11 protein-coding genes are annotated in these 12322 nt (G+C 62.6%); 9 read left to right on the top strand and 2 right to left on the bottom strand.

The window, feature by feature from the left end:
- Positions 1-84: 84 nt before the first annotated feature.
- The gene (locus tag ACHWUQ_RS17985; RefSeq protein WP_239812451.1) at positions 85-279 is read left to right on the top strand and encodes a hypothetical protein; all 195 of its coding nucleotides are present in this window, start codon (positions 85-87) and stop codon (positions 277-279) included.
- 142 nt (positions 280-421) lie between these two features.
- Positions 422-592: a hypothetical protein gene (locus ACHWUQ_RS17980; RefSeq protein WP_312526742.1), complete on the top strand. Its 171-nt coding sequence runs from the start codon at positions 422-424 to the stop codon at positions 590-592.
- A gap of 69 nt (positions 593-661) precedes the next feature.
- On the opposite strand, the gene ACHWUQ_RS17975 is transcribed toward ACHWUQ_RS17980, so the two are convergent.
- A complete protein-coding gene (locus ACHWUQ_RS17975) occupies positions 662-814 on the bottom strand; it encodes a hypothetical protein (protein ID WP_394681958.1) in 153 nt (50 codons plus the stop codon).
- 820 nt (positions 815-1634) lie between these two features.
- On the opposite strand from ACHWUQ_RS17975, the gene ACHWUQ_RS17970 reads away from it, so the two are divergent.
- Together ACHWUQ_RS17970 and ACHWUQ_RS17965 are read left to right on the top strand one after the other, a co-directional pair.
- The gene (locus tag ACHWUQ_RS17970; protein ID WP_394681957.1) at positions 1635-2324 is read left to right on the top strand and encodes a response regulator transcription factor; all 690 of its coding nucleotides are present in this window, start codon (positions 1635-1637) and stop codon (positions 2322-2324) included.
- A gap of 30 nt (positions 2325-2354) precedes the next feature.
- Positions 2355-3572: a sensor histidine kinase gene (locus ACHWUQ_RS17965; protein WP_394681956.1), complete on the top strand. Its 1218-nt coding sequence runs from the start codon at positions 2355-2357 to the stop codon at positions 3570-3572.
- A gap of 24 nt (positions 3573-3596) precedes the next feature.
- On the opposite strand, the gene ACHWUQ_RS17960 is transcribed toward ACHWUQ_RS17965, so the two are convergent.
- Positions 3597-5228, bottom strand: coding sequence for a phosphoethanolamine transferase (locus ACHWUQ_RS17960; RefSeq protein WP_394681955.1), 1632 nt, complete (start codon positions 5226-5228; stop codon positions 3597-3599).
- A gap of 282 nt (positions 5229-5510) precedes the next feature.
- Between ACHWUQ_RS17960 and ACHWUQ_RS17955 the strand changes: the two genes are divergently transcribed.
- The 5 genes from ACHWUQ_RS17955 to ACHWUQ_RS17935 all read left to right on the top strand — a co-directional run bounded on the left by ACHWUQ_RS17955 (position 5511) and on the right by ACHWUQ_RS17935 (position 12286).
- Positions 5511-7052, top strand: a complete 1542-nt coding sequence (locus tag ACHWUQ_RS17955) for a rhodanese-like domain-containing protein (protein ID WP_394681954.1) — start codon at positions 5511-5513, stop codon at positions 7050-7052.
- A gap of 89 nt (positions 7053-7141) precedes the next feature.
- The gene (locus ACHWUQ_RS17950) at positions 7142-8680 is read left to right on the top strand and encodes an ABC transporter substrate-binding protein (RefSeq protein WP_394681953.1); all 1539 of its coding nucleotides are present in this window, start codon (positions 7142-7144) and stop codon (positions 8678-8680) included.
- Complete coding sequence (locus ACHWUQ_RS17945) at positions 8677-9594, top strand: ABC transporter permease (RefSeq protein ID WP_312461900.1); 918 nt, start codon at positions 8677-8679, stop codon at positions 9592-9594. Before ACHWUQ_RS17950 ends, ACHWUQ_RS17945 begins: the two co-directional genes overlap by 4 nt.
- The gene (locus ACHWUQ_RS17940) at positions 9591-10511 is read left to right on the top strand and encodes an ABC transporter permease (RefSeq protein WP_394681952.1); all 921 of its coding nucleotides are present in this window, start codon (positions 9591-9593) and stop codon (positions 10509-10511) included. Before ACHWUQ_RS17945 ends, ACHWUQ_RS17940 begins: the two co-directional genes overlap by 4 nt.
- Positions 10508-12286 carry a dipeptide ABC transporter ATP-binding protein gene (locus ACHWUQ_RS17935; protein WP_394681951.1) on the top strand — a complete coding sequence of 593 codons (1779 nt, stop codon included), beginning with the start codon at positions 10508-10510 and terminating at the stop codon, positions 12284-12286. Before ACHWUQ_RS17940 ends, ACHWUQ_RS17935 begins: the two co-directional genes overlap by 4 nt.
- Positions 12287-12322 lie beyond the last annotated feature (36 nt).

Raw genomic sequence — 12322 nt, 5'->3', positions numbered from 1 at the left:
CTCTCTGTAATTTAGTGTTTTCTGACTAGAAATTCTTGGTAGTTTTGTTACAGTTTCTGCACCATAAAGCATTGGAGGCCAGAGATGTCTACGCAAACCGGAAACGACCAGGAAAAAGATGCCTATCTGGACACCCTGAAAGCCCAGGGTGCGGAGCTGCTGGCAGAGTTGCCGGCCGAAGGCACGATTGAACACGCCCGCCTGTCGCTGATCGACGCCAAAATCGAGCAGCTGACCCGGCCGATTACCGCCGGCAGCTGGAAGCTGCCCGACGAGTGAGCCGGGCATCGGTGCCAAACACCGGTTGCCGGCGTTGGTATATGTAAAAGAACTTTGCAATCTGCTAGAAAAGCGTTAAGGTGAATAACCTGAATATATAAACACTTTTGCACCGTTTATGCTCGGGTGGAAAGGGGGTCTGATGCGAGAAGCACAGGACCTGCTTGTGACTACACAGGCGCAGTACGAGCGTTTGGAACTGGAAGTGATTGGTTTGCGGGATCTGGAGCCCCTGTTGGGCTCGCCGCAATATGATCGTCTGCAGGATGTGGAATTGGCACTGAAGCATTACCAAGCGCAATTTCGCCGCTAAGCGACACGACATAAAGCCCGCATTTGCGGGCTTTTTCATGCCTACCTGAGACAGGCTGCCGCACAGGCCTTATTGCTGCTGCGACTGCTCTTGCTGGCGCTGGTTCTGTTCGCGGCCTTGTTGCTGCTGCTGCGCAGGGCGTTGCTGGTTTTGCTGGTCCTGCTGCTTTTCTGCAGGTTGTTGGCCATTGGGGTTCTGGTTGCGTTGCTGCTGGTAGGTCATTCGGGGTCTCCTGAAAGTGGAATCACAGCATCTGTTTCGCTGCCCTGTCAGGTTAAGGCTGCCAGGCCCTGGGGACTGTAGTCGGGTTGCTTGCAAGGCTGTAGTGGCCGGCGGTGCGCTGCCGTCAACGCAGTGCCCGGCGGCTTGACTGTCTGGTCAGACAGCTGGGCTGCGTTTCATCGGCCTTAATAACAAGCTGGGATTGGATGCTGGCCGCCCACGTGCTGCTGGGTTTGTGCATGGGGGGTCTGGGGCGGTAGCGGGTGGATTGGCAACGCACTTGGTGCTAGCAGCGGCGGTGGGCTGGCGACGTCCATCATCGTTGGCGGGGGCGTCGACTAGATGAGCTGGATGATGGAGGCCGCGGCAGCGCTGTATGTCGGGATGCTCAACACCGGCATTGCACTGAGCGCCTGGGAGGCGAGGGCAGGTGGTGCATGGCGGGGGTCTGCAGGCCAATCATTGGCTGGCAACGGCTTGGGCTGCATTGGCGCTGTTGCTGATCCTGGGCCCGGCGATGGCCCGGCGTGGTGCAGAGTCAACAAGCAAGGCCTCTACCAACGCAGAGCCCAGTGAGCCCAAGTTGAACTAATTTCATTAAATTTATCAATAATCAAAAATGAATAGAAATTAACGATAAATAAAGATTAGAGTCATGCCTTGCAGCGCAATGCCGCTAGTTTCGGGATTCTCTATAACTTCAGATTCTTTTTAAAACGTAACCGAGACCCTCTGTGCTGCTATTGATTCAATAGCTTCAATCATCTTCCCCAGCCTGCCGGGACTAGATCATTCAAGCAATTCCAAATGCCTATTGACCATGACCCGAGTGCTGATTGTGGAAGACAACCCCGAGCTGGTGGGCTGTCTGTATGCCTTTTTGGAGCCGCTGGGCTATGTGCTGGACGATGCCCGCGATGGGCTGACAGGGCTCAGGACGGCGACCCAGAATGACTACGACGCTGTCTTGCTGGATGTGACGCTGCCGCAACTCGACGGTCTTGCGCTGTGCCGAAGGTTGCGCCAAGAGTTCCAAAACCCGGTTCCGGTGCTGATGCTCACGGCGCAGGCCAGCGTCGATGACCGCGTGCGCGGCTTGGCACAAGGGGCCGATGACTACCTCGTCAAACCCTTCTCTTTGCAAGAGCTGCATGCACGTATCCAGGCCATGGTGCGCCGCGCCCAGTGCAGGTTGGTACAAGGCAGCTTGGTCTGGGAGGATTTGACGGTGGACACCCAATTGCCGCAAGCCTGGCGGCAGGGCCAGCACATCAGCCTGACGCCAACGACCCATAAGCTGCTGCTCTGCCTGATGCGCACGGCACCGGCTGTGGTCCGAAAGCAGGAGATGGTCTACCTGCTTTGGGGTGATGAGCCCCCCGCAAGTGATGCCTTGCGCACCCATATCCATGATCTGCGCCAGCAGATTGGCAGGAACTTCTCATCGGCTCTTATCAAAACCGTGCACGGCATCGGCTGGAGCCTGGACCGGGGCCAGGACGCGGCATAGCCCTGATCGATTGCCGAGGAGGTGGTCAGCATGATGCGTTTTGCCAACCAGATGACGCTTAAAGTGCGCATCACATGCGGCATTGTCCTGTTGATGTTGGCGGCACTGGCCCTGATCGCCGCTGCGGAGTGGCTGGATGCAGAGGCGCGGAAAGAATGCATCATCTCGGAGCATTTGCACCAGGAGAAGGACCGTATCCAGCGTGCGATGCAGCAGGGCAAGTCTCCCGTCATGGCCGATGACTACCAGCTCTATGACATGCGCAACGTGGCAGAGTCATTCAGGCACTATGGCGTGGGTTACCACAAAGTTGACGGAAGCCGCTGGCACCTGTTGGTATTTGACATCCAGGGGCAGCCGTACTTCCTCGTTCATACCGATGCTCGGCGCAGCTATTTTGAACGCGTTATTGCAGGATATGCCTTGCTGGCTATCCTGCTGTGCCTGCTGGGCGCAGCGTGGGCAGGCCATTGGGTATCCAAGCGAGCCGTGGCGCCCATCAGCGATCTGGTTTATGCCCTGCAGCGCAAGCAAAAGTCGTTTCCATTTCTCCATGAAACCCATGAAATTGGGGTGTTGGCGCGCGCCATTGCACAACGCCAGCAGGAGGCCGAACAGTTTCTACAGCGTGAGCAGTGCTTTGTGAGTGATGCCAGCCATGAGTTGCGCACGTCGCTGGCGATTGTTGCTTGTGCAGCGGAGACACTCGTGTACCAACTGCCTCAGGACAGTGCCCTGACTGCCAGCGCTGCGCGCATTGTGCGCACGGCGCAAGAGATGGAGTTGCAGCTGGAGAGCTATTTGCTGCTATCTCGGGAGCCGCAAAAGCTCTCGCGCACTGTCATCCCTCTGCTTCCCTTAGTGCAAGATTGCGTAGACCGCTGCCAGCCCTGGGTGGCCGACAAACCTGTCTTGCTGGTACTGGACGTATTGGCAGAGGCGCGAACCAGCGCCAACGCTGAATTGGTGCGCAGCGTGGTCTGGAATTTGGTGCGCAATGCTTGCCAATACACCAGCTGTGGAGAAGTGCGTATTACCCTCAGTGCGCGCAGCCTGGTGGTCTCCGACACGGGGCCAGGCTTGCCTGCAGGTATGGACACGCAGCATTTTGAGCGTTTTGCGCCCAGCGCAAGCGCCCGTGGGCAAGGACTGGGTCTGTCGATCGCGCAACGCATGGTGGCCCACCTGGGCTGGCGTATGGTGGTGCACAGCAGCAGCCGAGGTTGTCGCTTTGGTCTGGAGTGGTAGAGGGCATGCTTGGGCTCACAGCCCTCAAAAGCGGGGAGCGTTGGCAGCTACCCGGCAAGGCGAGAACAGGTCGAGATACGGCTGGTAGACACTGGTTTCGATGTTGAAGAGCCCCAGCATGGAGTGGTAGAAATGGTCGTGGCTGTAGTGCGCGCTGTCCGCATTCTGGCGCAGGCAGGAGACATCCACTTGGCTGCTCTTGGCGAATTCTGGTGAGAGCCACATCACCAGCGGCACATGGGTCTGCTCTTTAGGGGCAATGATGTAAGGAGTGCCGTGCAAATACATGCCCTTTTCTCCCAGTGATTCACCATGGTCCGAGAGGTAGACCATCGCCACATCGCGCACGATCGCATGCCGTTGCAGCAGTGCAATCGCCTGGCTCAGTTTGCGGTCGGTGTAGACCAGTGTGTTGTCGTAGGTGTTGGTGAGCGCTTCGTTGCTGCAATTCTGAATCTGGTTGCTATTGCAGACAGGATGAAAGCTGGCGGTTTCTGCAGGGAAGCGTTCAAAATACGTCGGGCCATGGCTGCCCAGCTGGTGCAGCACGATCAGCGCATCCCCTTGCAGCGCTTGGATGCGGGCGTCCAGCTCGTGCAGCAGCACATCGTCATAGCAGGTGCCATCCTTGTTGACGCAAAGCCCGGCCACCTTCAGCTTGGGCATGTTGTCGGTGGGCACGCGCGCGCAGACCCCTTTGCAACCACCGTTGTTGTTGTTGCGCCATAAAACGTCCACGCCGGTGCGTTGCAGCACATCGAGCAGGTTCTCTTCGGTCGCTGCGCGGACCTGGTCGAACTGCTGCCGGCTCAGGCGCGAAAACATGCAAGGCAGCGACACGGCGGTGGACGTGCCGCAGGAAGACACATTTTTGAAGCTGATGATGTCATCTCTTTGAGAGAGCTCAGGGTTTGTCGCGCGCGGGTAGCCGTTGAGCTGGAAGTTCTGCGCCCGCGCTGTCTCGCCGATGACGGCAATGACGAGCTTGGGTCGGCTGTCGGTGGCGCTTTGTGTGCGCCGTGCATCCTCTGCCACGGTCCGGATCGGTTGTGAGCGTGCCTGGTGCTTGCGCTTGAGGTAGCTATTGGTGTTGTGGACGAAGTTGAAGAAGAGGACCTGGCTTCGGATTTCCTGGTTGTTGCGAAGCAGTGACGCGTAGTCTTTGTAGAACAGCATGGCCAGCGTTGCCAGCATGGTGGCTGCCACCACCACATTGCCCAGCCACCAAAAGGCAGTGTGCCAGGAACTGGGGAGGCTTTTGCTCGGGATCGACACCATCAGTGCTGCGGGCAGTACGCCGAGTACAACGATGGTGAGCAGCAGGGAAATGGAGAAATAGGAGCTGAACTCCGCCTGGTTGGTCTCAAAGAAGTTCTGAACCATGCTGCGGTCGATGAGCACCTGGTAGTGGTACATGAAGTAACTACAGCTTGCGCTGACCACCACCAAGCACACCAGGATGGGCTTGCGCACATAGGGCAGCGCCAGCACAGGCGAGAGCAATAGATTCAAAAAGCAGAAAAGGAAAACAGGCAGGCTGAGGATGAACAGCAGGCTGTGCAGGCTGTTGACTTCCACCTTCGCGAACAAGGTTTGCCACAGCACCAGGTTTCCCAACGTGGTAAAAAAAAGAGCGGCGACCCAGCTGAGCTGCACGGGGTTCAATCGTATGGAGGTAAAAGGTCTTGGCACGCACAGGTTCCTGGGAATGAACGGTGTGTGCAGTGTCAAAAACCAAGTGTCAGAAAGTTGTTAAGCACCCCGCGGCGTGGCAACTATGCGCGCAGCCTCTTGACGGCACCCGGACACGCTGGCAATACCTCCATAGTCGCTGAGCAAATATGCTAAGTAGATTTAATTCGTTTTCGCGGAGTAGGCCCCTGCGCACAATCGCAGCTCTCCCCCGGGCGCCTTTGCGTCCGGGGCTGTGTCCGAGAGATGATGGTTTTTATGCAAGCACTGAGTCCCCTGTCCGTGAAAGCCCTGTTGGCGGACGGCAAAGAGTTCGCGTTTCTGGATGTGCGCGAAGCCGGTGAGTTTGGGGAGGGGCATCCGTTCCTGGCGATTCCGCTGGCCTATAGCCGGCTCGAAGCCGATATCGACCGCCTCGTGCCCAGGCGGTCCACCCGCATCATCCTGATCGATGGCGGCAACGGCGTTGCCCGCCGCGCTGCAGAGGCCCTGGCCGCCTGGGGTTACAGCGATCTGTCCATCACCGAGGGCGGGGTGGCCGCCTGGCAGGCCGCTGGCCTGGTGCTGTTCAAGGGCGTCAACCTGCCTTCCAAAACCTTTGGTGAGCTGGCCGAGGCCGCGCTGGGCACGCCCCATATCAGCGCGCGGCAGCTGCAGCAATGGCAGGCATCGGGTCACCCGCTGGTGGTACTGGATGGCAGGCCGCTGGCCGAGTTCAACAAGATGAGCATTCCCGGCGCGATCAGCTGCCCCAATGGGGAGCTGGCGCTGCGCCATGCAGACCTGATACCCAATGCGCAAACCACGGTGGTGGTCAACTGCGCAGGCCGCACCCGCTCCATTGTGGGCGCGCAGACCCTGCGCGATCTGGGCCTGCCCAACCCCATTTATGCGCTGGAAAACGGCACCCAGGGCTGGTATCTGAACGACCTGCCGCTCGACCATGGGCAAAGCCGCAGCTACCCCGAACACCGCCGTGCGCCGGCACCCGAGGTAGCCGCCCGCCTTGCCCAACTGAGCGCCGAGCATGGCGTGGAGCGGATCGGCGCGGCTGGCCTGGCTGCCTGGCTGGCCGACCCGGAACGCACCACCTATCTGCTGGATGTGCGCTCGCCCGAAGAATTTGCTGCCAGCCCGATCGCCGGGGTGGCCCATGCGCCCGGCGGCCAGCTGGTGCAGGCCACCGACCAGTATTTGGGAACGCGCAATGCGCGCCTGGTGCTGGTGGATACCGACGGCCTGCGCGCGCCGATGACGGCGGTCTGGCTGCGCCGCCTGGGGCATGAGGCCTATCTGGCCACGCCCGATGCGCTGCCTGCCATCCCCGCAGTGCAGCCGGCCGCAGCGGCGTTGCCCCGCATCCGCAGTGCCGATCTGGCTGCAGACCCTGCTGCCTATGACCTGGTCGATCTGCGCGACAGCGCCAGCTACCGCGCTGGCCATATTGCGGGCGCGCGCTGGTCCATCCGGCCGCTGCTGCAGCGTAACGATGGTGCCCGTCCTACCGTGTTCATCACGGCGGAGCCAGCGCTGGCGGCCGCCGCGGCACGCGATGTGGGCGGCACCGCGCTGGTGCTGACCGAGGGGCCCGCGCAGTGGCGGCACGCGGGTCTGGAGGTGGTGGCCAGCGCCGATGTGCCCAGCGACGCCGAGCGCATCGACTACCTGTTTTTTGTGCATGACCGCCACAGCGGCAACAAGGCGGCCGCACGGGCCTACCTGGAATGGGAAACCGGCCTGCTCGCGCAGATCGATGCACAGGAACGGGCGCTGTTCTGTTTGCGCTGATCCGCACCTTCCATTGCCTGCATTCGCCAGGGGCCGTAGCGCGGCCGTTGGCAGCCTCTTTCTCCCTCTCTTTTTGATTCGAACACTCCATGCCTACCAGCCGCCGTATCTTTCTGAAAAACGCCGCCGCCTCCGCCAGCGTGGCCGCGCTGCCCTTTGCGCTGCCGCAGATCGCCTTTGCCGCAGGGTCCACCACGTTGACCATTGCACAGAGCAACGACATCCTGTCGCTCGACCCCGCCAACCACGAGAACAACAGCACCCAGTCGGCGCTGGTCAATCTCTACGAATACCTGGTCAACAAGGAATTTCCGAACGGCAAGATGGCCTTCACGCCGGGCCTGGCCAAGTCCTGGAAGCAGGAAGACCCGCGCACCTGGGTGTTTGAGCTGCGCAGCGATGTGCGCTGGCATGACGGCAAACCGTTCACCGCCGACGATGTGAAGTTCACCGTCGAGCGCATGAAGGGCAACCCCAAGCTGCTCAGCGCGGTGGAGAAGTTCCGCTCGGTCGAGAAGGTCGAGGTGCTGGGACCGCACCGGGTGCGCCTGGTCACCAGCAAGCCCGATCCGCTCTTTTTGCACAACTTTGTCGGCAATGGCGGCTCGATCCTGCCCCAGCATGCCTTCCAGGCCGCAGGCAGCGAAGAGGCCTTCTTTGCCAAGCCCATCGGCACCGGGCCCTACCGGTTTGTCGAGTGGAAAAAGGCCGACCGCCTGGTGCTGGCGCGCAATCCGCAGTGGTGGGGTGGGGCGCCGCACTGGGAGCGTGTGGTGATCCGTGCGATTCCCGAGACGGCAACCCGGGTGGCGGAGGCGCTGTCTGGCGGCGTGGACCTGGCGGTGAACATTCCGCCCGAGGATATCGGCCGCCTCAAGTCCAATGCTGATACCGGCATCGTCGCCTTCAATATTGCGCGCAACTTTGGTCTGCACCTGCGCACCGAGCCCGGTGTGGTCACCCACGATGCGCGGGTGCGTGAGGCGATCGACCTGGCGATCAACCGCCAGGAGCTGGCCGATGTGGTGGCCGATGGCTACGCCACCGCCACGCGCGGCCTGTTCCCGCCCGAGATTCCCAATGCCAACACACGCCTGACGGCAACCAACTCCTTCAACCCCGACAAGGCCCGCCAGTTGATCCAGGCGTCCGGCGCCAAGGGGGCGAAGATCCGCTTTGGCTCGCCCAGCGGCCGCTATATCAAGGACCGCGAGGTCTCCGAGGCCATCGTCGGCTACCTGCAGGATGTGGGCCTGAATGCGCAGCTCGAAGTGCAGGAGTGGAGCATCTATAACGCCCGCGTGGGCAGTGACTCGCATGACGAGATTTACTTCTGGGGCATGGGCTCCTACACCGATGCCTCCTTCATCCTGAACATGGGCTCGCTCAAGCGCTTCAACCCGCACTGGAAGAATGCCGAGTTCGAGCGCCTGGCAGCCGAGCTGCCCGCCACTACGGGCGAAAAGGAGCGCCAGGCCATCATCTGGCGTGCGCAGGAGATCATCACCCAGGACCGCGCCCGCATCGGCGTGCTCTACCCCAAGGCGATCTACAGCGTCAACAAGCGGGTGCAGTTTGCCGGCCGCTTTGACGAGATGATCCCAGCTGAACAAGTGCGGCGCGCATGATTTTCTCGGCCTTGTGGCGGCTGCTGCTCCAGGCGGTGCCAGTGCTGTTCACGGTCACCTTGATCGTGTTTGCGCTGGTGTTTCTGGCCGGCGACCCGACCGTGATGATGATCCCGGACCAGGCCTCGGAGGCGGACCGCCTGGCCATGGTGGCCGCCTGGGGGCTGGACCAGCCGGTGCACATGCAGTACCTCAACTACATGCGCAACCTGCTGCATGGCGATTTTGGGACCTCCTACCGCTATGGCAGCTCGGCGCTGCCTATCGTGCTCGAACGCCTGCCCGCCACGTTGCTGCTGGCCGCTGCATCGATGCTGGTGGCCGTGCTGATCGCGGTGCCGGCCGGTATGGCAGCGGCCTTGCGGCGCGGCAGCTGGGTGGACCATGCGGTCTCCGGCGTGGCCGTGCTGGGCAAGGCCATGCCCAATTTCTGGGTCGCCATCATGCTGATCCTGGTGTTTGGCGTGAGTCTGCGCTGGCTGCCGGTATCGGGCAGCGGTACCTGGGCGCATCTGGTGATGCCGGCATTGACCCTGGGCACCGCTTTTGCCGGGGACCTGGCCAAGCTGGTGCGGGCCAGCATGCTTGAGACCTTGAGCCAGGACTACATGCGCACCGCCTATGCCAAAGGCATCCCCGACTGGCTGGTGATTGGCAAGCACGCGCTGCGCAATGCCGCGATTCCGACGGTGACGATGACCTCGCTGCACGTCGTGGCGCTGCTGGGCGGGGCGCTGGTGACCGAGACCATTTTTGCCTGGCCTGGCCTGGGCCAGCTGATCGTGCAGGCGATCAACACCAAGGACATGGCGGTGATCCAGATCAGTGTGCTGGTGATCACCGCGATGACCTTGCTGGTGAACTTTCTTACCGATGTGGTCTACCGCCTGATTGACCCGAGGATGAAACTATGAGCGGCGTGGTTCTGAACACCGGCACGGCCGTGCAGGCCGATGCGCCAGCGGTGGCGGCCCAGCCTCCGCGCCTGCAGCGCTTTTTGCGCGCGCTGTGGCGCAGCCGCAGTGGCCGCTTTGGCGCCATCTTGTTGCTGCTGATCCTGCTGGCCACCTTGGGCGCCGATCTGCTGCCGCTGGCCGACCCGGTCAAACGCAATCTGTCGCTGCGCTACCTGCCGCCCGTCTGGCTGGACAAGGGCCAGTGGGCCTATCCGCTGGGCACCGATGGCCAGGGCCGCGACATGCTGGCGCGCATCGTCTACGGCGCGCGCAGCTCGGTGATGGTGGGGCTGGCAGCGGTCGCGCTCTCGGGGGCGGTCGGTGTGGCCATTGGCGTGCTGGCCGGGCTGCGTGGCGGCTGGCTGGACCAGATGCTGATGCGCGTGGTCGATGCCATCCTGGCGATTCCGGCCATGCTGTTCATGCTGGTGGTGGCCCTGGTGGCCGGCGCCGGCCTGGCTCCGCTGATCGTGGTCATAGCGCTCACCAACTGGGTGATCTACACCCGCATTGCGCGGGCCGAGGTGTTGCGCGTCAAGGAGCTGGAGTTTGTGGCAGCGGCGCGGGTCAGCCGGGTGCGTACCTCGCGCCTGCTGCTGCGCCACATCCTGCCCAATATCCTGCCGGCCCTGGTCGTGGTGGCCACCTTGAACATCGGCACCGTCATCCTGACGGAGTCCTCGCTGAGCTTTTTGGGCTTTGGCATCCAGCCTCCCGACATCTCCTGGGGCCAGATGCTGGCCGACGGACGCCAGCAGCTGGCCACCAGCTGGTGGATCAGCACCTTTCCCGGCGTGGCGCTGACGGCCACGGTTTTTAGCATCATCTTGCTGGGCGATTGGCTCAGAGACTACCTGGACCCACGCCTGCCATGACTGCTGCCCCAAGCCTTGCCCAGCTGGCCAACCCGGCCAGCGCCATCATTCGCCCCGCCGCGCTGCAGGCCAGCCTGACAGATACCGTGCTGCGCTACCGCAATGCCGCTGTCACGCTGCAACCGCAGGATGGCGGCGAGCCGCTGCGCCTGGTGCGCGGGGTGGATCTGGAGGTGCAACGCCGGCAGGTGGTGGCCTTGGTGGGCGAGAGCGGATCGGGAAAGACCTTGACGGCCTTGAGCGTGCTGGGCCTGCTGCCGGGCAATGCCCGCTTCAGCGCGGATGAGGCCCTGCTCAATGGCCGCGATCTGCGCCACCTGGACAAGGCGGGATGGCGCAGCTTGCGCGGGGCCGATGTGGGCATTGTGTTCCAGGAGCCGCTGTCGTCGCTGAACCCGGTGCTGACCATTGGTGACCAGATCGAAGAGGTGCTGTACTACAAGCGCCAGCTGACGCGGCGCCAGCGCCGGGCCGAGGCCATTGACCTGCTGGCCCGCATGGGCCTGCCCCGGCCGGCGCAGCTGCTGCAGGACTACCCCTTCCAGCTTTCGGGCGGCATGCGCCAGCGGGTGATGCTGGCCATTGCGATGGCGGGCGAGCCGGCCTTGCTGATTGCCGACGAGCCCACCACCGCACTGGACAACACCGTGCAGGCCCAGGTGCTGGAGCTGATGGTGCGCACGGCCGAGCAGTCGAATGTGGGCGTGCTGCTGATCACCCATGACCTGTCGGTCATCGCCCAGGTGGCCGACCAGGTGCATGTGATGCGCCAGGGCGAGATTGTTGAGTCGGCACCGGTACAGCAGCTGTTTGCCCGGCCCCAAGCGGCCTATACGCGCCAGCTGCTGGCGCTGGCGCCGCGCATTCCTGCCGTGGTGCGCCAGCCGCTGGCAGAGGCCGGCGTGCAAGCGCCGCAGGCTGCGCAGGATGTGCCCGCGATTCTGCAGCTGGATGCCGTGAGCAAGGTCTACCAGCAGCCCCGCGCCTGGCATTTCAAAGCCCAGAAGCACCTGGCGCTCGACAGCGTGTCCTTCTCTCTGCAACGCGGCCGCACCCTGGGCCTGGTCGGAGAGTCGGGCAGCGGCAAATCATCGCTCGCACGCCTCATTGCCGGCCTGGCGCAGGCCGATGGCGGCCAGCTGCGTTTTGATGGCGCCGATCTGAACGACCCGGCAGTGCGCGCGGGCGCAAGCATCCAGATGGTGTTCCAGGACCCCTATGCATCGCTGAACCCGCGCATGCGCATTGGCCAGCTGATCACCGAGCCGCTGGCCGAGCTACCAGGCTGGGCGGCAGCACAGCTGCGCGCGCAAGCGGCGCAGTTGCTGCAGATGGTCGGCCTGCCGGCCTCGGCCCTGGACCGCTTTGCCCATGAGCTCTCCGGTGGCCAGCGCCAGCGCGTCTGCATTGCGCGGGCGCTCAGCGTGCAGCCCCAGCTGCTGATCTGCGACGAGCCTGTCTCTGCCCTCGATGTGTCGGTGCAGGCCGAAATCCTGGCGCTGCTGCAGCGGCTCAAAAAGGACCTGCAGCTGAGCATGGTGTTCATCGCCCACGGGCTCGAGAGCGTCTACGCGATCTCGGACGACATCGTGGTGCTGGAAAAGGGCCGGGTGGTGGAAGCCGGCCCGCGTGACCAGATCTTTGGCGCGCCGCGCCATGCCTATACCCGCAGTCTGCTGGACGCGATGCTCGACATCGACCCCGCACGTAGCCGCTTCAAGACCCGGCCCGCTGAGGCTGAGCCGGACAGCCCCGCGCTGGCCCGGGTGGCCTGATGCCGCGCAGCGCCTGCGCTGACCCCATTTTTTGAT

The sequence above is a fragment of the uncultured Comamonas sp. genome (assembly GCF_964277875.1).
GTDB classification, from domain to species: Bacteria; Pseudomonadota; Gammaproteobacteria; order Burkholderiales; family Burkholderiaceae_C; genus Comamonas; species Comamonas sediminis.
This window is presented reverse-complemented; position numbering and strand designations above follow the sequence as displayed.